This window comes from Streptomyces sp. NPDC002573 (assembly GCF_042889625.1).
Classification (GTDB): domain Bacteria; phylum Actinomycetota; class Actinomycetes; order Streptomycetales; family Streptomycetaceae; genus Streptomyces; species Streptomyces gibsoniae.
Genome location: NZ_JBIARC010000003.1, coordinates 1 through 24,138, shown reverse-complemented (window position 1 = coordinate 24,138; position 24,138 = coordinate 1). Strand labels below are relative to the sequence as shown.

At 72.4% G+C, this 24,138-nt stretch carries 19 protein-coding genes and 1 pseudogene; 12 read left to right on the top strand and 8 right to left on the bottom strand.

All coding sequences use genetic code 11. From position 1 onward, the window contains the following. Positions 1-52 precede the first annotated feature (52 nt). On the top strand, positions 53-1,786 hold the full coding sequence (locus ACFYX0_RS03805; RefSeq protein ID WP_388965976.1) for a GAF domain-containing protein: 1,734 nt from the start codon (positions 53-55) through the stop codon (positions 1,784-1,786). A gap of 45 nt (positions 1,787-1,831) precedes the next feature. Here the strand turns inward: ACFYX0_RS03805 and ACFYX0_RS03800 are convergent, their stop codons facing one another. Then, a complete protein-coding gene (locus ACFYX0_RS03800; RefSeq protein WP_355905273.1) occupies positions 1,832-2,533 on the bottom strand; it encodes a response regulator transcription factor in 702 nt (233 codons plus the stop codon). Positions 2,534-2,942: 409 nt separating this feature from the next. Between ACFYX0_RS03800 and ACFYX0_RS03795 the strand changes: the two genes are divergently transcribed. From ACFYX0_RS03795 to ACFYX0_RS03785, 3 genes are all read left to right on the top strand, one after another. Next, positions 2,943-3,851 (top strand): universal stress protein, encoded by a 909-nt coding sequence (locus tag ACFYX0_RS03795; RefSeq protein ID WP_355905792.1) that lies wholly within the window; start codon positions 2,943-2,945, stop codon positions 3,849-3,851. 226 nt (positions 3,852-4,077) lie between these two features. After that, positions 4,078-4,983, top strand: a complete 906-nt coding sequence (locus tag ACFYX0_RS03790) for a universal stress protein (protein ID WP_388965974.1) — start codon at positions 4,078-4,080, stop codon at positions 4,981-4,983. Positions 4,984-5,049: 66 nt separating this feature from the next. Continuing rightward, complete coding sequence (locus ACFYX0_RS03785) at positions 5,050-7,431, top strand: phosphoketolase (protein ID WP_388965971.1); 2,382 nt, start codon at positions 5,050-5,052, stop codon at positions 7,429-7,431. 81 nt (positions 7,432-7,512) lie between these two features. Here ACFYX0_RS03785 and ACFYX0_RS03780 read toward each other — a convergent pair whose 3' ends face one another. Continuing rightward, a complete protein-coding gene (locus tag ACFYX0_RS03780; protein ID WP_388966485.1) occupies positions 7,513-9,783 on the bottom strand; it encodes a PAS domain S-box protein in 2,271 nt (756 codons plus the stop codon). Between the two features lie 258 nt (positions 9,784-10,041). Beyond that, positions 10,042-10,431: an STAS domain-containing protein gene (locus tag ACFYX0_RS03775; protein WP_388965968.1), complete on the bottom strand. Its 390-nt coding sequence runs from the start codon at positions 10,429-10,431 to the stop codon at positions 10,042-10,044. Between the two features lie 270 nt (positions 10,432-10,701). Between ACFYX0_RS03775 and ACFYX0_RS03770 the strand changes: the two genes are divergently transcribed. The 4 genes from ACFYX0_RS03770 to ACFYX0_RS03755 all read left to right on the top strand — a co-directional run bounded on the left by ACFYX0_RS03770 (position 10,702) and on the right by ACFYX0_RS03755 (position 13,985). After that, positions 10,702-11,772, top strand: coding sequence for an alcohol dehydrogenase catalytic domain-containing protein (locus ACFYX0_RS03770; protein WP_388965966.1), 1,071 nt, complete (start codon positions 10,702-10,704; stop codon positions 11,770-11,772). A gap of 19 nt (positions 11,773-11,791) precedes the next feature. Then, positions 11,792-12,466, top strand: coding sequence for a pyridoxamine 5'-phosphate oxidase family protein (locus tag ACFYX0_RS03765; protein ID WP_355905258.1), 675 nt, complete (start codon positions 11,792-11,794; stop codon positions 12,464-12,466). 52 nt (positions 12,467-12,518) lie between these two features. After that, entirely contained in the window at positions 12,519-13,253 is a 735-nt protein-coding gene (locus ACFYX0_RS03760; RefSeq protein WP_311697724.1) for a CBS domain-containing protein, read from the top strand. Between the two features lie 138 nt (positions 13,254-13,391). Continuing rightward, positions 13,392-13,985 (top strand): hypothetical protein, encoded by a 594-nt coding sequence (locus ACFYX0_RS03755; protein ID WP_388965964.1) that lies wholly within the window; start codon positions 13,392-13,394, stop codon positions 13,983-13,985. Positions 13,986-14,013: 28 nt separating this feature from the next. On the opposite strand, the gene ACFYX0_RS03750 is transcribed toward ACFYX0_RS03755, so the two are convergent. Then, positions 14,014-14,667 carry a CBS domain-containing protein gene (locus ACFYX0_RS03750; protein ID WP_388965961.1) on the bottom strand — a complete coding sequence of 218 codons (654 nt, stop codon included), beginning with the start codon at positions 14,665-14,667 and terminating at the stop codon, positions 14,014-14,016. A gap of 10 nt (positions 14,668-14,677) precedes the next feature. Next, a complete protein-coding gene (locus tag ACFYX0_RS03745; protein WP_311697727.1) occupies positions 14,678-15,133 on the bottom strand; it encodes a cyclic nucleotide-binding domain-containing protein in 456 nt (151 codons plus the stop codon). Positions 15,134-15,717: 584 nt separating this feature from the next. On the opposite strand from ACFYX0_RS03745, the gene ACFYX0_RS03740 reads away from it, so the two are divergent. The 3 genes and pseudogenes from ACFYX0_RS03740 (at position 15,718) to ACFYX0_RS03730 (ending at position 19,546) form a co-directional block, all read left to right on the top strand. Next, on the top strand, positions 15,718-16,593 hold the full coding sequence (locus tag ACFYX0_RS03740; RefSeq protein ID WP_388965958.1) for a universal stress protein: 876 nt from the start codon (positions 15,718-15,720) through the stop codon (positions 16,591-16,593). 27 nt (positions 16,594-16,620) lie between these two features. Next, positions 16,621-18,936: pseudogene (locus ACFYX0_RS03735) on the top strand (glycoside hydrolase family 65 protein). A 67-nt stretch (positions 18,937-19,003) separates the two neighbouring features. Further along, positions 19,004-19,546, top strand: a complete 543-nt coding sequence (locus ACFYX0_RS03730) for a hypothetical protein (protein ID WP_388965955.1) — start codon at positions 19,004-19,006, stop codon at positions 19,544-19,546. 48 nt (positions 19,547-19,594) lie between these two features. Here ACFYX0_RS03730 and ACFYX0_RS03725 read toward each other — a convergent pair whose 3' ends face one another. The 3 genes from ACFYX0_RS03725 to ACFYX0_RS03715 all read right to left on the bottom strand — a co-directional run bounded on the left by ACFYX0_RS03725 (position 19,595) and on the right by ACFYX0_RS03715 (position 22,741). Then, positions 19,595-20,215, bottom strand: a complete 621-nt coding sequence (locus ACFYX0_RS03725; protein WP_388965952.1) for an L-threonylcarbamoyladenylate synthase — start codon at positions 20,213-20,215, stop codon at positions 19,595-19,597. Between the two features lie 164 nt (positions 20,216-20,379). Further along, positions 20,380-21,783 (bottom strand): Si-specific NAD(P)(+) transhydrogenase, encoded by a 1,404-nt coding sequence (gene sthA / locus ACFYX0_RS03720; RefSeq protein WP_388965949.1) that lies wholly within the window; start codon positions 21,781-21,783, stop codon positions 20,380-20,382. Between the two features lie 244 nt (positions 21,784-22,027). Then, positions 22,028-22,741 carry a TioE family transcriptional regulator gene (locus ACFYX0_RS03715; RefSeq protein WP_388965946.1) on the bottom strand — a complete coding sequence of 238 codons (714 nt, stop codon included), beginning with the start codon at positions 22,739-22,741 and terminating at the stop codon, positions 22,028-22,030. 58 nt (positions 22,742-22,799) lie between these two features. On the opposite strand from ACFYX0_RS03715, the gene ACFYX0_RS03710 reads away from it, so the two are divergent. Then, entirely contained in the window at positions 22,800-24,008 is a 1,209-nt protein-coding gene (locus ACFYX0_RS03710) for an erythromycin esterase family protein (protein ID WP_388965944.1), read from the top strand. Positions 24,009-24,138: the final 130 nt, after the last annotated feature.

The following is a 24,138-nucleotide window of genomic DNA, read 5'->3' as shown; positions in this document are numbered from 1 at the left end:
AGGGGGCGCTGGCGCTCCGCACCTTGTCTGTGCGATGCGGTCGGAGGACGTGATGAGCGGCAAAGGGCCGGGGCGGTCGGAGCAGCACCTGCCCAAACTGCGGCTGGACGAGCTCCTGGACGAACTGCAGGCCCGTATCGACGCGGCCCGTGGCACCCAGGACCGGGTCCACCGTCTCCTGGAGGCCGTGCTCTCCGTCGGACGGGAACTGGATCTGCCGCAGGTGCTGCGCAGCATCGTCGAGGCGGCCGTGGTCCTTGTCGACGCCGAGTACGGCGCGCTCGGCGTGATCGGTGACGACCGCATGCTCTCGGAGTTCCACACCGTCGGCATCAGCGAGGGCCGGCGGTCCGAGATCGGGGCGCTGCCCAGCGGGCACGGCATCCTCGGCGAGCTGATCCGGCATCCGGAGCCGCTGCGCCTCGCCGAGCTCTCGGAGCACCCGGCCTCCTACGGCTTCCCCGCCCACCACCCCCCGATGCACTCGTTCCTCGGTGCGCCCATCCGGGTCCGCGACCGGGTCTTCGGGAACCTCTATCTGACCGAGAAACGCGGCGCCGCGGAGTTCGACGCCGAGGACGAGGCGGTGCTGTCCACGCTGGCGGTGGCGGCCGGTGTCGCCGTGGAGAACGCCCGGCTGTACGAGGAGACGCGGCTGCGCGAACGCTGGCTCAGGGCGAGTTCCCAGGTCACCAGCGCTCTGCTGTCGGGCGCCCCGGGCCCGGAGGTACTGGAGCTGATCGTCGAGCAGGCCCTCGGGATCGTCTCCGCCGACGTGGGCATGATCGCCGAACGGGTGTCCGGGGAGACCGTGCTGCGGCCGCTGCTCGCGGTCGGTTCGCAGTCCGAGCGCCGCCGGGGTCTCGTGCTGTCAGGACAGGACGGGTTCGTGGACGCCGCGTTGAGCACGGCGGAGCCGGTGGTCAGCGCCGACATCCAGAAGGACGCCCGGATCAACCGGGACTCGGATCTGTGGGCCGGACTCGGGCCCGTGCTCGGGGTGCCGCTGGTGGCCAGCGGCAAGTCCATCGGGGTGCTGCTGCTCGGACGCACGGCGGGCCGTACGCCGTTCACGGACGCCGACGCCGGTCCGCTGCTCGGGTTCGCGGGACAGGCCGCGCTCGCGCTGGAGCTGGCCGAGCGCCGGCGGGACGCCGAGCAGATCGCACTGCTCCAGGACCGCGACCGGATCGCCCGGGACCTGCACGACCTGGCCATCCAGCGGCTGTTCGCGGCCGGGATGACGCTCCAGAGCACCCAGCGCTTTGTCGACCACCCCGAGGCCGCCGAACGGCTGTCGCGGGCCGTCGACGACCTGGACGAGACCATCAAGATCATCCGGTCGACCATCTTCGGGCTGCGCACCCACGGCGGCCAGGCCAAGGAACAGACCGGTCTGCGCGCCCGGGTGTCCGCGACGGTAACGGCCTCGGCCACCTCCCTCGGCTTCACCCCCGCACTGCGGATCGAGGGCCTCGTGGACACCGAGGTCCCCGACGACGCGGGCGACCACGTGATCGCCGTCCTCGGCGAGGCCCTGAGCAACGCGGCCCGGCACTCCGGGGCCCGCTCCGTTGACGTGCACCTGCGGCTGGCGGCGGGCGAGTTGACGCTCACGGTGGCCGACGATGGCTGCGGGGTGCCGCGGGACGCGGACCGCAGCGGGCTGCGGAACCTGGAGGAACGGGCCGCCGCCCTGGGCGGCACGCTCACAGTCGGCGAACGCCACGAGGGCGGCGGGACACGGCTGGTGTGGTGCGTCCCGGTACGGCCGCCGGGGGAGTGACGGCCCGGCGGTCACGTCAGCCGGACGCCGCAGGGGACCGCCGGCTCACCGGGCGTGGCCGTCGCCGGACTCCGGCGGCGTGAGCTGGGAGGCGAGGACCGCGGCCTGGACCCGCCGCTGCACGCCCAGCTTGGCGAGCAGCCGGGAGATGTGGTTCTTGACCGTCTTCTCCGACAGGTACAGCTTCTTGCCGATCTCCCTGTTGGTGAGCCCGTCCCCGATCAGCGCGAGGATGTCCCGCTCGCGCGGCGACAGGCTCGCCAGTTCGGAGGCGACGGGCTGCTGCTCGGCGGGGTCGGAGCGCAGCGAGCGCATCAGCCGTGCCGTGGTCGCGGGGTCCAGCATGGACTGCCCGGAGGCGACGGTGCGCACCGCCGAGACCAGGTCCGATCCCTTGATCTGCTTGAGCACATAGCCCGAGGCACCCGCCATGATCGCGTCGAGGAGCGCGTCCTCGTCGTCGAACGAGGTCAGCATCAGACAGGCCAGCTCCGGCATCCGGCTGCGCAGGTCACGGCACACGCTGATGCCGTCGCCGTCGGGCAGGCGTACGTCGAGGACGGCGACGTGCGGCCGCAGCGCGGGGGCGCGGGAGAGCGCGTGCTCCGCGGTGTCGGCGTCCCCGACCACCGAGATGTCGGGTTCGGAGTCCAGCAGATCGGCCAGGCCGCGGCGGACCACCTCATGGTCGTCCAGCAGAAAGACCCGGATGGGGTCCTTCCCGGTGAAGGTGGGCGCCTCAGCCATCGGAACCTCTCGTTCTCGGTGCGGGGCGGGCTGCGGGACGCCCGCGATCACGATCTTCGCCCACGGGGACCGGAAGCACTAGGGCCGTTCGGCCCACTGCTCGCGGATCACCGTGACGCCTCGTGGCCGTCCGCGGCGGCTGCTCCCGGTGGTCGGCGGGCACCGCGCGGAGGATGCTGGTCGTCGTGGGAGCGCCCGTCACCACCTCGCGGTGGGCGCGCAACCCGGGAACCTTCCGGTGGGTGAAGAGCCCGACGCCGCTCGGCGCGGGCCCGCGGTCCGGCCCCGGCCGGGGGCCGCCCGGCCCCCCGACAGGTCCGAGCGGCCCTTGCGCACACCACGGCACCCGGACGAGGCCCGGCGTGAGGGCACCACGGCTCGCACGCCGCACGCGCTGGAGGTGCGCAGCATGGCTCAGCATGTCACCGCGGGAGTCGACGCATCGGCCGAGAGCCTCGCAGCCGCTCACTGGGCCGCGCGGGAGGCGCTGCGGCGCGGCGCCGGGCTCCGCCTGGTGCACGCCTGGTACCCGAAACCGGAGTCCGGCACCGCCGTGCCCGTCGACACCGGACGGCTCCGCGCCGCCGAGAGTGCCCTGCGGCGGTCGATGGCCAGTGTGCGGGCCGCGCACCCGGGCCTGCGCGTGGAGGAGTCGCTCGTACCCGACGCACCGGTGACGGTGCTGCTCGCGGCCGCCGAGGAGTCGGAGGTACTGGTGCTCGGCTCCCGGGGCCTCGGCCGGATCGCGGGCTTCGTGCTCGGTTCCGTGTCCCAGCGCGTCGTCGCCCGGTCACCGCGGCCGGTGGTGCTCGTCCGTGCCGGCGAGGCCTGCGCCGACGAGCATCTGCCCGCCCTGGACGGCCTCTCGCCCGACGAGATACCGGAGACCCCCTACCGCGACGTCGTCCTCGGACTGGACACCGAGCACCCCTGTGACGAGCTGATCGGGTTCGCCTTCGAGTCGGCCCGCCACCGTGGCGCCGGGCTGCGCGTGATCCACGCCATCGATGCCGCGCCGGGCTGCGGCGCCTGCGGCCGGTCGGACCCGGCACGCCTCGGGGAGAACGCCGTCGAGCGGGAGCACTTCGTGGTGGCGGCGCTGCGCCCCTGGTGCGAGAAGTTCCCGCGGGTCCGGGTCACCGAGACCGTCACGGAGGGGCGGGCCGCCGCCGAACTGGTGCATGCCTCCACATGCGCCTCCCTCCTCGTCGTGGGGCGCCGCCGGCGGGACACCCGTCTCGGTCCGCTCATCGGCGCGGTCACCCATGCGGTGCTGCACCACGCCGACTGCCCGGTCGCCGTCGTCCCCTACCGCTGAAGGAACTCGGGTAGGCCTGAAAGAGCCCGGGGGCCGTACGCGGACAGCCCGGTGACCGATTCGGAAGCGGGCGCGGGGGTACCCGGCCGGCTTCGCCGACCGGCTTCCCAGGGGCCGGTCGGCCCTTGGAGGGGACCTGCGGCCCCTGCACCGTACGGGCCCCGCAAGGCGACGCTGGGAGCGGATCCGGAACGCCCCGCGATCCACGATTCAGGAGGTGGAGATCATGCCCCGCCCCGTCATCGCCGGCCTCGACGGCTCGTCCGAGAGCCGGGCCGCCGCCGAGTGGGCCGCCCGCGAGGCGAGACTGCGCGGCCTGCCGCTCACGCTGGTCCATGTCCGAGAGCCCGCGCCAGGTCCCCTGAGGCAGGCCCCGCTGCTGGGCGGCGAGACGGACCCGCACTGGACCGAGCGGATCCCCCGGGAGGCCGCCGAGGGGCTGCGACTGCGCCACCCCGGCGTCACGGTGACCGCCGAGCACGTCGTGGGACGGCCCGTCGAGGAGTTGGTTCGGGCAGCCGAGGACGCCGAGCTGCTCGTCCTCGGGACACGCGCGCTGAGCGGCATCGGCGGGTTTCTGGTCGGCTCGGTCTCGCTCGCCGTCGTCGCCCACGCCGTACGGCCGGTGGTGCTGGTCCGTGCGGAGGAGCAGGCGGCCGACGAGCACGAGCGGGACCCCGTGGGGATCCCGTCCGCCGCCGCCCCGTTCCGCCCCGTCGTCCTCGGGCTCGACCTCCGCAGCCCGGACGCGTCGCTGCTCGGGTTCGCCTTCGAGGAGGCCGACCGACGCGCCACCGCACTGCACGTCGTGCACGCCTGGGACATGCCGTTCACCTCCGTCGACGCCCTGGCCGCCGGTGTCGACCTGTACGAGGAGTACGCGCAGGAGCGGTCCCTGGCCCTGAACGAGGTGCTGGGCGCGTGGCGGCAGAAGTATCCCGCGGTCGAGGTGGTAGGACGGTCCCGCATGGGCAGCGCCGCCGCCCTGCTGGCCGACGCCTCGCGGGAGGCGTCGCTGGTCGTGGTGGGCCGACGCATCCGCCGAAACCCGCTCGGCACCCGTATCGGCGCCGTCGCCCACGCCGTACTGCACCACTCCACTGCCCCCGTCGCCGTCGTCGCCCACGACTGACCCGGCCCCGGCCCCGCACGCCCTGCCCGCTCGCCGAGCACCCTCTGACGACTTGTGGAGTCACCCATGCCCCAGGCCGACCAGCCGACCCGCACCCCACTCACCGACGGCGAACTGCGCACCCTGGACGCCCACTGGCGGGCCGCCAACTACCTCGCCGCGGGCCAGATCTATCTGACGTCCAACCCGCTGCTGACCGAGCCCCTGCGGCCCGGGCACATCAAACCGCGACTGCTCGGCCACTGGGGCACCTCGCCCGGGCTCAACCTCGTCTACACCCATCTCAACCGGGTCATCAGCGAGCGCGGCCTCGACGCCGTGTGCATCTGGGGGCCGGGGCACGGCGGTCCGTCCGTGCTCGCCAACTCCTGGCTGGAGGGAAGCTACAGCGAGACCTACCCGGACGTGACCCGGGACGCGCAGGGGATGGCGGAGCTGTTCCGCCAGTTCTCCTTCCCCGGCGGCGTCCCCAGCCATGTCGCGCCCGAGGTGCCGGGCTCGATCCACGAGGGCGGCGAGCTGGGTTACTCGCTCGCCCACGCCTACGGCGCCGCTTTCGACCACCCGGAGCTGCTGGTGGCCTGTGTCATCGGCGACGGCGAGGCGGAGACCGGCCCGCTGGCCGCCTCGTGGCACTCCAACAAGTTCCTCGACCCGGTGCACGACGGCGCGGTGCTGCCGATCCTGCATCTCAACGGATACAAGATCGCCAACCCGACGGTGCTGTCCCGGCTCCCGGAACCCGAACTCGACGCGCTGCTGCGGGGATACGGTCACGAGCCGATCCATGTCACCGGCGACGACCCCCACCAGGTCCACCGGGCCCTCGCCGGGGCCTTCGACGAGGCCCTGGACCGTATCGCGCTGCTCCAGCGCACCGCCCGCGAGGAGGCAGTGGCCGAGCGTCCGCACTGGCCGATGATCGTGCTGCGCACCCCCAAGGGCTGGACCGGGCCGGCGGAAGTGGACGGTGTGCCGGTCGAGGGCACCTGGAGGGCCCACCAGGTGCCGCTGGCCGGAGTCCGCGAGAACCCCGAGCACCTCCGGCAGCTGGAGGCGTGGTTGAAGTCGTACCGGCCCGAGGAACTGTTCGACGCCGGCGGCCGCCCGAGCGCCGACGTCCTGGCGTGCGTGCCCCCGGGCCGTCGCCGACTGGGCGCCACCCCCTACGCCAACGGCGGGCTGCTCGTCCGCGATCTGCCGATCCCGGATCTGGACGGCTTCGCGGTGCCCGTCGACAAGCCGGGCGCGACCCTCCACGAGCCCACCCGGGTCCTCGGCGGGCTGCTCGAACAGATCATGAAGGACACCGCCGCCCGGCGGGACTTCCGGCTGGTCGGCCCCGACGAGACCGCCTCCAACCGGCTGGAGGCCGTCTTCGACGCCAGCGGCAAGGCCTGGCAGGCCCGGATTCTCCCGGTGGACGAACACCTGGACCGGCACGGCCGCGTGATGGAGATCCTCTCGGAACACCTCTGCCAGGGCTGGCTGGAGGGCTACCTCCTCACCGGACGGCACGGACTGTTCTCCTGCTACGAGGCCTTCGTGCACATCGTCGACTCCATGGTCAACCAGCACATCAAGTGGCTGAAGACATCCCGGCGGCTGACCTGGCGCGCCCCCGTCGCCTCCCTCAACTATCTGCTCACCTCCCATGTGTGGCGCCAGGACCACAACGGCTTCTCGCACCAGGACCCCGGCTTCGTCGACCACGTCCTCAACAAGAGCCCCGAGGTCGTCCGCGTCTATCTGCCGCCGGACGCCAACACCCTGCTGTCGGTCGCGGACCACGCCCTGCGCAGCCGCGACTACGTCAATGTGATCGTGGCCGGCAAACAGCCCTGTTTCGACTGGCTCTCCATGGACCAGGCCCGTGTCCACTGCGCCCGCGGCGCCGGGATCTGGGAGTGGGCGGGCACCGAGAACGGCGGCGAGCCGGACGTGGTCCTCGCCTGCGCGGGCGATGTGCCCACACAGGAGGTGCTGGCCGCCGCCCAGTTGCTGCGCCGCCATCTGCCGCAGCTCGCGGTGCGGGTGGTCAACGTGGTCGACATGACCCGGCTGCTGCCGCACGAGGAACACCCCCACGGGATGACGGACTTCGAGTACGACGGCCTCTTCACCGCCGACAAGCCGGTCATCTTCGCGTACCACGGCTATCCCTGGCTGATCCACCGGCTCGCCTACCGCCGCGACGGCCACCGCAATCTCCATGTACGCGGCTACAAGGAGTCGGGGACCACGACCACCCCGTTCGACATGGTGGTCCGCAACGACCTCGACCGCTACCGACTCGTCATGGACGTGATCGACCGCGTCCCCGGGCTCGCGGTCCGCGCCGCCGGAGTACGCCAGCAGATGGCCGACGTCCGTACCCGTCACGAGGCCTGGATCCGCGAGCACGGCACCGATCTGCCCGAGGTCGCCGACTGGACCTGGGCGTCCTGACACCGCGGGACCGAGGGGAGGGCGGCCGGCGGCGTCGACGGCCCGCCACCGGCCTCCGCGCTCGAGGCCGGGCCGCCGGCGTCAGACCTTGAGGCTGAACCAGGTCGTCTTCCCTTCGTCCGTGGGCCGGACGCCCCAGCCGTCGGAGACCGTCCGCACCAGCAGCAGGCCCCGTCCGCACTCCTCGTCCTCGGCCGCCAGGCGCGGCTGGGGCAGATGGTGGCTGCGGTCGCTGATCTCGACGGTGAGGTCGGTGTCCGTCCGGCACAGATGCACTCCGATCGGGCCCTGGCCGTGCTGCACCGCGTTGGTGAGGATCTCGGAGAGCAGCAGCCGGGCGTCGTCCGTGCGGTCCGTGCAGTCCCAGGCCGCGAGGGTCTTGTCGAGGAACTCACGGCCCGCCGGGACGGAGCGCGGATCACAGGGCAGGTCCGTCGCCGCCGTGGCCAGGGGAGCCGCGGGCAGCTGGGTCAGCAGCAGCGTCACGTCGTCGTGGCCGTCGGCGTCGGCCAGCAGGGTCGACAGCACATGGTCCGCGACGCCCTCGAGGTCGGGCGACGCGGTCGCCAGCTTGTCCAGGGTGGCGACGAGCTCGACGAGCTGGTCCTCGATGTCGGTGCCAGGCGTCTCGATCAGACCGTCGGTGTAGAGCACCAGGGTGGCGCCGCGCGCGATCGTGCTGCACGACTGCTCGTAGATCACCCCGCCCACCCCGAGCGGCGCGTTCACCGGCGAGGGCAGCGTCCGGGTGTCGTCACCGGGAGCGACCACCAGGACCGGCAGATGCCCGGCGGAGCACAGGGTCACCTCGCCCGTGTCCGCGGCGATGATCAGATAGCAGCAGGTGACCAGCTGGTCGGGGACGTCCAGGTCGGCGACCACGGTGTCCAGGGCCTGCATCAGCTGCCGCGGCTGAAGCCCCGTCTTCGCCAGGGCGTGCGAGGCGGATCGGAGCTGGCCCATGACCGCCGCCGCCTCCAGGCCGCGCCCCATCACGTCGCCGATCAGCACGCCGACGCGGCCGGCGCCCAGCGGTATCAGGTCGAACCAGTCGCCGCCGACGCCCGCGCCCTGGGTCGCGGGACGGTAGCGGCTGGCTGTCGCGAGGCCGGGGATGGCGGGCGGCGTACCCATGAGACTGCGCTGCAGCGTCAGCGCGATGTGTCGCTGCTGCTCGTAGAGCTCCGTGAGCTCGGCCTCGGCGCGCTTGCGGTCGCTGATGTCCCGGACGATCGCGCACGCTCCGACGACCGAGCCGTCGGGGGCCCGCGTGGGCCACAGGGTGACGTCGACGTCGAGCATGTCGCCCGAGCTCGTCACGCGCAGCGTCTCGAAGTGCTCGACCTTCTCGCCCTCGCGTAACCGCTCCAGGAGCGCGGTGATCTCCTCCTGCCGGTCGGACGGTGCCAGCACGGACACGTGCCGCCCGAGGACCTCGGCCGCCGTGAAGCCGTACAACCGCTGTGCCGCGGCGTTCCAGTAGGTGATGTGGCCGTCGAGGGTCTTGGCCAGGATCGCGTCCTGCGAGGACTCGACCAGCGCGGCGAGTTCGTTGATCCGCTCCTCGGCGCGCTTGCGGTCGCTGACGTCGCGTACGGCGGCGGAGATGAGGAGGCCGTCGGCGGTGTCCAGGGGGCTGAGGCTGATCTCGACGGGGAACTCGGTGCCGTCCTTGCGCAGTCCGTAGAGGTCGAGTCCGGCGCCCATGGGGCGGACCTGCTGGTTGTGGGCGTAGGCGTTGCGGTGTTCGGTGTGGGCGCTGCGGAAGCGGCCGGGGACGAGGAGTTCGACCGGGCGGCCGAGGAGTTCTTCGCGGCGGTGGCCGAAGAGGGCTTCGGTCTGGGCGTTGACGAGTCTGATCAGGCCGGTGTCGTCCACGATGACCATCGCGTCCGGTGCCGCCTCCAGCAGCCCCCGGAACCTTTCCTCGGCCGCCTTGCGGTCGCTGACGTCGCGTACGGCGGCGGAGATGAGGAGGCCGTCGGCGGTGTCCAGGGGGCTGAGGCTGATCTCGACGGGGAACTCGGTGCCGTCCTTGCGCAGTCCGTAGAGGTCGAGTCCGGCGCCCATGGGGCGGACCTGCTGGTTGTGGGCGTAGGCGTTGCGGTGTTCGGTGTGGGCGCTGCGGAAGCGGCCGGGGACGAGGAGTTCGACCGGGCGGCCGAGGAGTTCTTCGCGGCGGTGGCCGAAGAGGGCTTCGGTCTGGGCGTTGACGAGTCTGATCAGGCCGGTGTCGTCCACGATGACCATCGCGTCCGGTGCCGCCTCCAGCAGCCCCCGGAACCTTTCCTCGGCCGCCCTGGGGCCCGTGTGGATCCGGCTGCCGCACGTGCACCCCTCCGGCACGACCACATCCACGGCACGTGGCGGCAGTGGTTCGGTCACGTCGCTCATCTCCATCCCGGCCCCGGGCTCCGATTCACCATGAGTCGGGCCATCCCAGCGCATGCCGGGCGGGCCTGGCGGGACATGTCGCTTAGTGGGCCGGCTACGGCCGAACCTGTCCGCGGCCGCCGCCTCGGTGACCGATCCGATGATCGGTCCGGGACCGCGCCCGCCCGCCGTCACGGCAGCAGAGAGGGCAGGGGGGTTCCGCTCCGGGCGCCGGAATCAGGCCGTCCCGCCGGTGATGTCCGGGCCGGAGGCGAGGGAGATGCCCTCCGGGACGCCGGAGCACAGATCGAAGACGCCGGCCAGCCCGGCGCGGCGCAGGACCTGGGAGACACAGGTGCCGTCGACGGGGAGCCGCAGCCGGCCGCCCCGTGCGACGACACGGTTGCGCACATGGCACAGCAGGCCCAGCGCGGCACAGTCGACGAAGGACACCGCGCGCAGATCCAGCACCAGATCCGGGCGGTCCCCGGCGGTCAGCCCGTCCAGCCGGGGACAGACGGCCCGCGCCGCGAGGATGTCGATCTCGCCGCGCAGCCGTACGACGGCCGTCCCGCCGCCTGTGTGTCCGGGTTCCCTCGACGACCACCCGGACTGCACTGCGAACATGCTGAGAGCCAAGCGGAAACAGGCCCGGCCCCGATGGGGCCGTTCGGCCCCCTTCGGCCAGGGCCGAACGGGGAGGGTGCCGTCCCGGCGGAGGAGACGCCCCGAGGTCCGCGGGATCGGGGCCGACAGACCCAAGCGTTTCCTGAGAGAATCGGACAAGCTGGATAAGAAGGGCAGTAGTCGCTAGTCGCATCCTGCCGGATGTCCGGCCCCACGGCTTCCACATGTCCCCCGACCGAGGCCGGCCCGGGGACAGGAGGGAGGATCGCCATGAAGGGCTTCGTCTTCCACGGCACCGGACAGGCCACCTGGGAAGAGGTCCCCGACCCCGCGATCAAGGACCCCACCGACGCGATCGTGCGCGTCGACACCGTCACCATCTGCGGGACGGACCTGCACATCCTCAAGGGCGACGTGCCCGAGACCCGCCCCGGCACCTTGCTGGGCCACGAGGCGGTCGGCGAGGTCGTCGAGACCGCCAACGACGTGCACACCGTGGGGCCCGGCGACCGCGTCCTGGTCTCCTGTATCACCGCCTGCGGCCGGTGCGGCTACTGCTGGGAGAGGACGTACGGCCAGTGCCGCGGCGGTGGGGGCTGGATCCTCGGCCGGCTGATCGACGGCACCCAGGCCGAGTACGTCCGCGTCCCCTACGCCGACCTGTCCCTCCACGCGCTGCCCGGCACCGTGGACAGCAAGGACGCGGTACTCCTCGCGGACATCTTCCCCACGGCCTACGAGGTGGGGGTGCTCAACGGACACGTACGTCCCGGGGACACCGTCGCCGTCGTGGGAACCGGGCCCATCGGGCTCGCGGCGATCGCCACGGCCCGGCTGTTCGCCCCCGAACGCATCGTCGCCGTGGATCGGGCCCCGATCCGGCTGGACGCCGCGAAACACCTGGGTGCGGACGCCCTGGCCGACGCCGGCCAGGCCCCCGAGCAGCTGATCGCGGACCTCACCGACGGGCTGGGCGCCGACGTCGTCATCGAGGCGGTCGGGGCACCGGAGAGCTTCGAGCTGTGCACCCGCATCGTGCGCCCCGGTGGACACGTGGCCAACATCGGCGTCCACGGCAAGCCCGTGACCCTGCACCTCGAGGCACTCTGGAGCAAGGACATCACCCTCACCACCGGTCTGGTCGACACCTACTCCATCCCCACGCTGCTGCGGATGGCGGCCGCCGGCCGGCTGCCCACCTCCTCCCTGGTCACGCACACGTTCCCGCTGGAACAGATGGAGGAGGCCTACGACGTCTTCGGCCGGGGCGCTGACACCGGCGCACTCAAGGTGGTACTGGGCGGGGAGCAGCACGAGGTCGTCGCCGTCCGGGCGGCGTGAGGAGAAGGAGTGACGGGCCATGGCCGTACAGGGATCGTCGAACACGACGGAAGGCCATCCCGCGGGCGCTCTAGGGCGCAGGCTCGCTCTGCGGCGAGAGGAACTCGGTCTGTCCCGGTGCCAGGCGGCCGCCCGGGCGGGGATGGCCTCCAGCTATCTGCAGTACCTGGAGGAGCAGCCCACCGCCGCGCCGGGCGTGAGCACCCTGCTCAGGCTGGCCGGAGCGCTCGAGACCACGGTGCTCGAACTGACCGGCGGCGACGTCGAGCTGCCGCCCGGCCTCGGACAGGCCGCGGGACACCCGAAGTTCACCGAGATGACCGTCCAGGAGTGCCGTGACCTGCTCTCCTCGCACGGGGTGGGACGCCTGGCGGTGCCCACCGTCTCGGGACCGGAGATCGTCCCCGTGAACTACGGCGTCCTCGACGGCGCCGTCGTCTTCAGAACTGCCCCGGGCACCGTGCCGTCCCAGGCGTCCGGCACCCAGGTGGCCTTCGAGGTCGACCGCATCGACGCCGCGTTCAGCCAGGGTTGGAGCGTCCTGGTGCGCGGGCACGCCAGCACGGTCACGGACCCCGACTCCGTGCAACGGTTGGAGGAGCAGGGGTACAGCGAGCCGTGGGCGGGCGGGCAACGGGACCTGTGGATCCGGATCGAGACCCTCAGCATCACCGGGCGGCGCATCACCGTATGACCCGGACACGGCTCGTCACCCCGTCCCCGCCTCGACACCACCGGAGGACACCATGCACGGCACCCCGCGCCTCGTGGGCGACGTCATGACCCGCAAGGTTGTCGCACTGGGCCGCACGGCGACGTTCAAGGACATCGTCAAGGCCATGCGGCAGTGGAACGTCAGCGCCCTGCCCGTGGTGGAGGAGGAGAACAGGGTCGTCGGCGTGGTCTCCGAGGCGGACCTGCTGCGCAAGGAGGAGTACCGCGACAGCGACCAGGACCGGCAGTCCCGCCTGGAGCGGCTGTCCGAGCTGGTCAAGGCCGGTGCGGTGACCGCCGAGGAGCTGATGACCGCCCCGGCGGTCACCGTCTCCGCCAACGCGACCCTCGGCCAGGCCGCCCGGACCATGGCCCGGTCCGGCGTCAAACGGCTTCCCGTCGTCAGCGACGACGGCGCGCTGCTCGGCATCGTCAGCCGCTCCGACCTGCTGAAGGTGTTCCTGCGGGAGGACGCGGACATCGCCGAGGAGGTCCGCGACGAGATCGTCGCCCATCTGTTCCCGGCCCCGCCGGAGCCGGTCCGGGTGGAGGTGCGCGACGGGGTCGTGAGGCTCACCGGGCGGGTCCCGGACACCTCGCTCGTCCCCGTGGTGTCGCGCCTGGTGCGCGGCGTCGAGGGCGTGGTGGACGTGGACTGCGCGCTCGCGGGTCCGCCCCGCCGTCCGGACCTCGATCCCGACCTTCCCGCGGACGACCCCGCGGACGGGGTCGTGCACGGGGCCCGCAGCGCCGGAAGCATCCCGTGATGACACCGGCCCGCGCCGTCCCGACGGCGCCTCACGAGCCCGCCTCACACCCGAGGCGGTGCCACGGCACGAGGAGGACGATCCCACGGCACACGGTGAGACAGCGGTCCTACGGCGCGCGCGAGAAGGTGACGGCCGATGGCAGCGACAGGGCGTATCAGGGGGACGAGATGGCCGGGCGCCTGGCGGTGGCGGCGCAATCCGCTCCGGCGCCGCAGCGACCGGCTGGAGGCGTGGCTGGTCCTCGGCATCTGGGCGTTCGTGCTCCTGGCCGGCGTGTTCGGGGGCCGGGCGGTCGCGGGAGTCGTGGACCAGGCACTCGCCGCGCACCGCGCCCGGTCGCACGCGGCCCGTGCCGTGCTGACCCAGGACGCGGGCCGGACGCCGACGGCGCTGCCCGGATACGGCGAAGGCGGTATGTGGGCGCAGGTGAGCTGGACCGCCTCCGGCTCGCCGCACACGGGCCTGGCCAGGGTCCAGCCGGGCACCAAGTCGGGGACCGCGGTTACCGTGTGGACGGACCGGTCGGGCGCGCTGGTCTCCAGGCCCGCCACCGCGGATCAGGCGCGGACGCAGGCCCAGGTCGTGGGAACGCTGGCCGGTATGGCCGCCGCGGCCGGGGTGCTGGTCTGCGGACGGCTGCTGCGCGGGCGCCTGGACCGCCGGCGCATGGAGGCATGGGACCGGGAATGGGAGTGGGTCGGCCCGCAGTGGCGCAGGACGGCCGGCTGACCCGCCCGAGCGGCCGGCGCGGACCGCGTCACTCCCAGTCGGTGCCGGACAGGTGGCTGTCCACGTCGACCACGCCCTCGACGGCATGGGCCAGCCGCAGCGCCACCGGGATCAGGGCGGTGTCCCCGACCTTCCCGGTGAGGGTCACGACGCCCTCGGTCACCATGACGTGGACGGGCTCGACCGGGGCCGGGAACAGGACGTCGACGATGTCGCGCCGCACCTCGTCGGCGATGTCGTTGTCCGGCCGCAGAAACACCTTGAGCAGGTCCGCCCGGCTGACCACGCCTTCGAGCATGCCCTCGTCGTTGACGACGGGAAGCCGTTTGACCCGGCGCTGGGCCATGATCCGGGCGGCTTGGGCGAGACTGCTCCCGGGATGGACCGTGATCGCCGGCGATGACATCAGCTCGCCCGCCGTCATCGCCTGCGCCCCGGCCGCCTCGGGCAGCCGGCGCGCCTGGGCGTACCGGTCCGGGTCGCTCTCCCGCACCGCCTCCTTGGGCAGCAGATCGGCCTCGGAGACGACACCGACGACACGGCCCTCCCCCTCCAGGACGGGCAGTGCGCTGACCTTCCACCGGTCCATGAGGCCGACGATGTCCTTGAAGGGTGCGTCACGGCCGACGGCGACGACAGCGCGGGTCATCACGTCCTCCACCCGGCGCGGGCTGCCCGTCACGGTGTCCTCCTCAGCGCTCCCCGCTGCCGTAGGGGGCGTACAGATCGAGCAGCCGGGTGCGGGCCGCGTGCAGCCGATGGGCCAGGACGCGGCCCACCCAGACGGCGATGGCACGGCCGAACTCGGGGTCCGCGTCGCACATCGCCCGTACGGTCGTCGCGTCGAACTCGTAGGCCCGCACCGGAGTCATGGCCTCGGCACCCAGCTGCCACACATGCGGGGTGAAGTGCCAGGACCAGCCGACCAGTTCGCCATGGCCGAGCGACTCGATGACCGGGGCCCGGCGACCGGGCACATGAAGATCCAGCGCCACCGTGCCGGTCCTGACGATCCAGAACCGGTCGGCGTGCCGGCCCTCCTCGAACAGACGGGTTCCCTCCGGGAAGGAGACGTGGCGGGCGATCTGCATCAGCCGTTCGCGGTGCTCGACCGGGAGGGCCGCGGTCATGGTGGTGGCAGAGGTCATCGCTCCCTGTCCTTTCGTCACGGTCGCCGGGGGCCGGTCAGCGAGTCCTTCGCGTGGCGCAGCGGCTTCCTCCCGCGCTCTGCGGCAGACCGTGTGATTCCTGTGTTCAGCGTGGCCGCGCGCGGCGTACCGCGCCACGGGCCGCCCGGTCCCGACAGGGGGTCGTTCGGCCCCGTCCCGGGACCGGACGACCCACGAGGGCGTCTCCCGCGCGATCCGGACGGGGGCGTGTGCTCCTCGCGGGGCGCGCGTCCACGCTCGTCGCCCGGCCCGCCCACGGCCGTCCGGGCCGCCCGGCGGCTCCACCGGTCCGCCATGACGAGGCGGGAAGGACCCCATCCGCTTCTCGCGGATCCTGATTGCGCGGTGCGCGGAGGCAAGCCGCTGCTCCGCGTCTTTCCCGGGCCCTTCCCGTCCCCTTCAGGACACCACGCGAGCGGCGGAACCGCCAGGTCTGGGGGCAGGGCCGTGCGTCCCCGAAGTAGACCGCGCGGGCCCTGATGCCGAACCGGCCCATGGTGCGATGGTGAAAGGAGACGCTTGGCGCTGCGCGCCGCCGCAGCCCGGCGGAAGGCGGTGGAAGGATGGAACTGCCCCTGGTCGTGGGCGTCGACGGATCGGAGCCCAGTCTCACCGCGGTCGACTGGGCCGCGGACGAGGCGGCCCGGCACGGACTGCCGCTGCGGCTGGTGTACGCCTCCTTGTGGGAACGCTACGAAGGCGGGGCACCGTCGTGCGATCCCGAGCACCGGTCCGAGGAAGCGAGGCTGAACGACGTCGTCGCGTCGGCGGCCGAGCGTGCCCGTCGACGCGATCCCGCGCTCAGGGTCTGCACGGAAATCCTGCCCGAGGACGCGGTGTCCGCGTTGCTGCAGGAGGGCCAGAGCGCCGCCGTCCTGGTCACCGGATCCCGGGGCCGCGGCGAACTGAAGGGGCTGCTCCTCGGGTCGGTCAGTCTGTCCGTGGCCGCGCGGGCGTACTGTCCCGTGATCGTCGTCCGCGGCGACCGGGCCGGGCTGGCCGGTACCCACGAGCGCATCCTGCTCGGGGTCGGGGATCCCGCCGCGACGACGGAGGCGGTGCGGTTCGCCTTCCGCGAGGCCGAGGCACGCGACTGCGTTCTCGACGTCGTACGGGCCTGGCGGCGCCCGGCATACGTGCCCACCGACCACTGCTCTCCCGCCGGGATCCCGGTACGCCTGCACGAGCAGCGGGCCTCCTTGGTGCTCGACGCACTGCTGCGCGGCCCGGCGGGCGACCACCCGGGCGTCCGGGTGCGGCCCGCCACGGCCGAGGGGCCGGCTCGCACGGTGCTGCTGAAGCGCTCGGCGGCAGCCGATCTCGTGATCATCGGCGCACGGCGCACGAAGGGCCACCTCGGCCTCCAACTCGGCCGCGTGGGCCACACGCTGCTGCACCACGCGGACTGCCCGGTCGCGATCGTGCCGCAGCACCAGTGACCCCACCGGCGTGGGAGGAGTGCCGCAGTGACGGGCTGGACCTGGCAGTACGAGGGCTACGACCCCCGGGACGAGCGGCTGAGGGAGTCCCTGTGCACGCTGGGCAACGGCTGCTTCGCCACCCGCGGGGCGCTCCCCGAGTGCTCCGCGGACCAGGTGCACTACCCGGGCACGTATGCGGCGGGCTGCTACAACCGGCTCACCACGCGCCGGCCGGGGCACGGGGTCGAGAACGAGGACATGGTCAATCTGCCCAACTGGCTGCCGCTGCGTTTCCGCCTCGCCGGACAGCGGTGGCTCACCCCGTACACCGGGACCGTGCTCGACCACCGCCTGATCCTGCATCTGTCCGCCGGTCTGCTGGAGCGCCGCCCCCGCTACGCGCTCGGCGGGCACCGTACGCTGTCGGTGCGCCAGCAGCGGCTGGTGCACATGGCCGACCCCCATCTCGCGGCCCTGCGCACCGAGTTCACGGTCGAGGGCGGTGCCGTCGCACTGGAGGTGGAGGCCGCGCTCGACGGCGGCGTCACCAACGCGGGCGTGGCGCGCTACCGGGACCTGGACGGCCGCCATCTCACCCATGTCCACACCGGGACCCACGCCCCGGACACGGTCTGGCTGCGCTGCCGCACCCGTACCTCCGACATCCGGATCGGCCTGGCGGCCCGGCTGACCGCGGGCGTCCCCGCCACCACCCACCACATCTTCCCCCCGCGCCGTCCAGCGCGTACTGCTCGACCTGGAGCCGGGCCGGACCGTGACCGTGGACAAGACGGTGGCCCTGCACACCTCCCGCGCCCCCGCGATCACCGACCCGCTGGGCACCGCGGTCGACCGGGTGGGCGCGGCACCCGGCTTCGACGCCCTGCTCGAAGGGCACCGCACCGCCTGGCGGCAGCTCTGGCGCCGGGCCGCGCTGCACGTCCCCGGCGAGGCGGGCCGCGTACTGCGGCTGCACCTTTTCCACGTCCTGCAGACGCTCTCGCCGCACACCGCCGACCTCCCTGGGACGAACTGTTCGTGCTGCCCTATCTCAACGTGCACTTCCCCGAGGTGTCCCGGGGCCTGCTGCACTACCGCCACCGGCGGCTCGACCGCGCCCGCGCGGCGGCGCGCGCGAACGGCCCGGCGGGGGCCCAGTACCCGTGGCAGAGTGGCAGCGACGGGCGCGAGGAGACCCAGGAACTGCACCTCAACCCGCTCTCCGGACGCTGGCTGCCCGACCACAGCCGACTCCAGCGGCATGTCGGCTCGACGGTCGCGTACAACGTGTGGCAGTCCTGCGAGGCCGGCGGAGACGCCGAGTTCCTGCACACCAAGGGTGCCGAGATGCTGCTGGAGATCGCACGCTTCTGGGCGGACTCGGCCACGCACGACGAACGTCTCGGCCGGCACCGGATCCGCGGTGTGGTCGGCCCCGACGAGTACCACGACGCCTACCCCCGCGCCCGGGAGCCGGGCCTCGACGCCAACGCGTACACCAACGTCACCGCCGCCTGGGTGCTGGAGCGCGCCCTGGAGGTGCTGCGTGTCCTGCCCGAACCCCGGCGGCGCGAACTGGTCGAGCGCACCGGCCTGGACCACGGCGAACTCGACCGCTGGGAGGACGTCTCCTGCACCCTCCATCTGCCGTTCCATGACGGCGTCATCAGCCAGTTCGACGGCTACGGCGAACTCGCCGAACTCGACTGGGACGGCTACCGCGAGCGCTACGGAGACATCCGGCGCCTCGACCGGATCCTGGAGACGGAGGGCGACACCGTCAACCGCTACCGGGCGTCCAAACAGGCCGACGTGCTGATGCTCGGCTATCTCTTCTCACCGTCCGGACTCCGGCGCCTCTTCGGCCGTCTGGGCCACCGGCTGGACGAGGACCTCTGGCGCCGCACGGTCGACTACTACCTCTCCCGGACCAGCCACGGTTCGACGCTCAGCGGCCTGGTGCACGGATGGGTGCTGGCCCGGGCCCGGCGCGCCGGCGCGTGGGCCTTCTGCCAGGAGACCCTGCGGGGTGACATCGCCGATCTCCAGGGCGGGACCACGGGCGAGGGCATCCACCTGGGCGCCATGGCGGGCAGCCTCGACCTCGTCCAGCGCGGACTGACCGGCCTGGAGACCCGAGGCGGCGCGCTTCTGCTCGACCCCGCGCCGCTGCCGGAACTGTCGTCGTACGAGTTCGCCGTGCGCTATCGAGGGCACTGGGGCGTACGACTGCGGCTGGAGCGGGGGCGGCTGGAGATCACCGTGCCCCCGTCCGACCGCGACCCCATCGCCGTCCGTCTGCCGCACCGCGAGGTCCGCGTGGAGCCGGGGGAGACCTGCGAACTGCTGCTTCCGGACTGACCGACGCCCGCCCCGGATGTGATGCGCACCATTTTCACCCATTCGCCCGATGGGTAAGGTGGCGCCGATGTCAGCCGACCTGTCCCCCGTCATAGCCGCCACCACACAGTGGCTGCTGCGCTCCTACCCGGGCACCGGTGGAGCCCTGGACGCCGCCCTCGCCGAGGCCCAGGCCTCCCAGGCCGTGATGGTCGCCGCCTGGCTGCGCTATCCCACCGTCGCCGACGCCGGCCTCGTCGCCCTCGTCGGACCGGGCGGCTCCGCCCGCCTGGACTGGCTCGCCGGCTCCGATGCGGCGGTCGCCGACGAGACGGACGCGGGCTGGCGCACCTGGGTGGACGAAGTGGTCGCCAGCTGGGCGGCCACGTTGCTGACCACCCCGTCCCTCGCCCGGGACGCGGTCGTCGCGCTCGGCACCAGTGACCACACGGCGGGTCTGGCCTTCGACTTCCGCAGGCTCACCGATCCCGGTGAGCGGGACCGCCGCGCGGCTGCGCTGCTGCGCCACCCGGACCTGCTGGACGCGCTAGCGGCACTGCACCGGGACTCCCTCGTGCGTCTGCTGCACGACGAACCCGTGGACGAGGAAGCCCGCTCGGGCACCCGCTGACCGGTTGACCTGGTCGATCAGGCCGCTCAGATGCCCTGAGCCGGGCCGTCACTCGAACCGCGAGACATCGCCCGCCCCCTCACGCACGATCTCCGGCTCGCCGCCGGAGAAGTCGATGACCGTCGTCGGTTCCGTACCGCAGTCGCCGGAGTCGACCACGGCGTCCACCATGTGGTCGAGCCGCTCCTTGATCTCCCAGCCCTGAGTCATCGGCTCCTCCTCGCCCGGCAGCAGCAGGGTGCTGGACAGGATCGGCTCCCCGAGCTCGGCCAGCAGCGCCTGAGCCACCACATGGTCGGGGATCCGCACGCCGACCGTCTTCTTCTTGGGATGCAGCAGCTTGCGCGGCACCTCGCGGGTCGCGGGGAGGATGAAGGTGTAGCTGCCGGGCGTCGACGCCTTGATCGCACGGAACACGTCCTTGTCGACGTGCACGAACTGACCCAGCTGCGCGAAGTCCTGACACACGAGCGTGAAGTGATGGCGGTCGTCGAGATGGCGGATGGCGCGAATACGGTCGATGCCGTCGCGGCTGCCCAGCCGGCACCCCAGCGCGAAGCAGGAGTCCGTGGGATAGACCACGAGCGCACCCTCGCGGATGCTGTCTGCGACCTGACCGATCGTGCGCGGCTGGGGGTTGTCTGGGTGAACGTCGTAGTACCTGGCCACCCGCCGAGTCTCGATCACACAGGGCCGTGCTGTCCATGCGGGCCACGCAATGGCCGCCGCACAGGTCATCCGCGCGGCCCAACGGGGCCCGGCTCACTCCGTCGTCAGCGCCTGAGTCATCAGTCCTTGAGCCGTCACTCCTTGAGTCGTCAGTCCTCGAGTGGTCAGTCCTTGAGCCGGTCGATCTGCCGGATCTTGTTGGTCGCGTCGAGCGCCGCGACCTTGTAGGACTCCGCGAGCGTCGGATAGTTGAAGACCGCGTTGACCAGGTAGTCGACGGTGCCGCCGCACCCCATCACCGACTGGCCTATATGGATCAGCTCGGTGGCCCCGGTACCGAAGCAGTGCACCCCGAGCAGGGTGCGGTCCTCCGGGGAGACCAGCAGCTTCAGCATGCCGTGCGCATCACCGATGATCTGACCGCGGGCCAGCTCCCGGTAGCGGGAGATGCCGACCTCGAACGGCACGCAGTCCTCGGTGAGCTGATCCTCCGTCCGCCCTATGAAGCTGATCTCCGGGATGGTGTAGATGCCGATCGGCTGCACGCCGGTCATCTCGTCCACGGGCTCGCCGCAGGCGTGGTACGCCGCCAGACGGCCCTGTTCCATCGAGGTCGCGGCGAGCGCCGGGAAACCGATCACATCACCGACGGCGTAGATGTGCCCCACCTCGGTGCGGTAGTGCGCGTCGACCTTGATCCGGCCACGCGGGTCTGCGGCCAGGCCCGCCTTGTCGAGGTCGAGTTCGTCGGTCAGGCCCTGGCGTCCGGCCGAGTACATCACGGCGTCGGCGGGGATCTTCTTGCCGCTCTCCAGGACGGTCAGGGTGCCCTTGGGGTGCCGTTCGACCGCCGCGACGGTCTCCCCGAAGCGGAAGGTGACGGCCAGGTCCCTCAGGTGGTACTTCAGCGACTCGATCACCTCGACGTCGCAGAAGTCGAGCATCGCGTGCCGCTTCTCGACCACCGTGACCTTGCTGCCCAGGGCGGCGAACATGGAGGCGTACTCCATGCCGATCACACCCGCTCCCACGATGACCATCGACCGGGGCACCCGCTCCAGGTCCAGCACGTTGTCCGAGTCCATGATCGATCGGCCGTCGAACTCGACGCTCGCGGGCCGGGCGGGCCGGGTACCGGTGGCGATGATGACGTGCTCGGCGGTCAACCGCCGTTCGTCGCCTGACACTTCGCGTATCGCGACGGTGTGGGGGTCCGTGAACCGCCCCGTCCCGGTGAAGAGGGAGACATGGTTGCGGGAGAGCTGACTGCGGATGACGTCGACCTCGCGGCCGACCACGTGCCGGGTGCGCGCGGTCAGGTCGGTGACGGTGATCTCCTCCTTGAGCCGGTAGCTCTGCCCGTACAGATCCCGCTGGGTGAGCCCGGTGAGATAGAGGACGGCCTCGCGCAGGGTCTTGGAGGGGATGGTGCCGGTGTGGATGGAGACCCCGCCGACCATGTCGGGGTGGTCGACGACGGCGACCCGGCGGCCGAGCTTGGCGGCGGCGATGGCGGCCTTCTGGCCACCCGGTCCGGATCCGATGACGAGTATGTCGAAGTCGGGCACGTGCGGAGTCTGACAGCACCGACCCCTTGGCCGAAAGACCGAAGGTGACGACAGGCCGCCCTGGCCGCGCAGGGAAGTGGCTTTGCGGGGCGGCAGTTGGTCCGACGTACTGAGACGGGCTCGCGGGCTGTTCGCGGGGCTGGAGTTCAACCGGGCAGGCGGGTGGCAGTTGCGTGGTCAGTCGCCGACGTTCAACGCCTTGCACGCCTCGATGCCGAGCTCGGCCGGCACGGCCTCCGATGTCTCATCCGCGCCGGCGGAGGTACGCCTCCAACTCCGCGGCCGCAGTCAGCATCGCGCGGCCGCGGGCGGACAGCCGGCCGTGCCAGTCGTGCAGTGCGGCCTCCAGCGGTTCCAGGCCGCCGGCCGCCCTCACCTGGGCGATCAGCGGGGCGATCTGCTCCAGCAGGTAGCCGCCCCGCCTGAGCTGGTGGGCCAGTCGGGCGTCCCGTACGTCGGCCTCGTCGTAGACGCGGTACCCGGTCCGCGGGTCGCGGTGCGGGCGCACCAGCCCGGCGCTCTCCCATTTGCGCAGTGTCGCGGGCCGGATGCCGAGCTTCCCCGCCAGCGGCCCGATGAACGTGCCGCCGGGCTCGAGCGCCGGGACGGGCTCCAGGTCGCGGAGGGCGCTCTCCACGGCCTGGAGGGTCCGCCGGTCGTCGAGGAGTTCGGCGTGGCTCTCGTCGATGAGACGGAACGCCTCCTCGACCGCACCCTGGTTCACGGCCCGCATGATCGCCGTCGCCGTCCGGTGGCCGTGGCCGGGCACCAGGGCGAGGAACGCGCGCAGGGCCCCCGCGTGCAGCGAGGTGTAGGTGCGGTAGCCGTGGGGCGTGCGACCGGCGGCCGGAAGGATGCCGGCCTCCTCGTAGTTCCTGACCGCCTGCGTGGACAGACCGTGCCCGCGCGCCAGATCAACCGGCCTGAGCCGCTCATCGTTTTGAAGGTTTCGTCCCATGAGCCCGTCGATATCGCGGAAAAGTTTCAACCGAAGGTTCAACGATACCGTTGAAGGCATGGCGACTGGCATCAAGGACACCGCACATGCCGTGGAGGCCGCCGCCGTCATGAGGCTGCTCCCGGCCCGGCCTCGGCTGCTGGCCCTGGGCGAGCCCACCCACGGCGAGGACACTCTGCTCGACCTGCGCAACGAGCTCTTCCGGCAGCTCGTCGAGCAGGAGGGCTACCGGACGATCGCGATCGAGAGCGACTGCATGGCGGGCCTGGTCGTGGACGACTACGTCACCGCGGGCACGGGCACTCTCGACGAGGTCATGGAGCACGGATTCAGCCACGGCTGGGGCACCTCCGCGGCCAACCGCGAACTCGTGCGCTGGATGCGCGACTACAACGACGGCCGGCCCGCATCCGACCGGCTCCATTTCGCCGGTTTCGACGGCCCGTTGGAGATCACCGGCGCCGCGAGCCCCCGGCGGGCCCTCACCGCACTCCACGGCTACCTCTCGGACCAGGTCGACGCGGACCTGCTCCCCTGCACCGGGGAGACGCTGGAGCGCCTGCTCGGCGCCGACGACCGGTGGACCGATCCCGCCGTGATGACGGACCCCGCTCAGTCCGTGGGGCGGTCGGCCGAGGCCGGTCAATTGCGCCTGCTCGCCGACGATCTGGTGGCGCTGCTCGACGAGCAGACGCCACACCTGATCACGGCGACCTCGCGGGACGACTGGCACCGAGCGCGCCTGTACGGGCGTACCGCGACCGGCCTGCTGCGCTACCACCACTGGATGGCCGACACCTCACCGGCCCGTATGACCCGGCTGGTGGGCGTGCGGGATTCGATGATGGCCGCCAACCTGCTCGCCATCGCCGAGCAGGTCCCGGCGCTGGTGCACGCCCACAACGGGCATCTCCAGCGGGAGAAGAGCACGATGCGGATGGGCGGGATGCCGCTGGAGTGGTGGAGCGCCGGTGCGCTGGTGAGCGCCCGACTCGGCGAGGAGTACGCCTTCGTGGCCACGGCCCTGGGCACGATCCGGCACCAGGGAGTGGACACGCCGCCGCCGGACACCGTCGAAGGACTGCTGTACGCGCTCCCGGAGGACCGCTACGTCATCGACGCCGGGCGGCTGGCCGGCACCTTCGGTGACACGTTGCCGGCGCCCCGGGTGTCCCCCTGGTTCGGGTACGCCCCGTTCGACCCGGCCCACCTGGCGAACAGCGACGGCATCGTGTTCGTCAAGGACGTTCCGGGAGAGCGCCCGTAGCGGCGCCTGCGACGGGAGGACCGTGGGGGGGGGGGGCCCGGGCGGGCGGGGGCCGCCCCCCCCCGGGGCGGGGGGGGCCCCCGGCGGGGGGCGCGCCGCGCGCCCCCGGCCGGGCGCGCCCCCCCCCCCC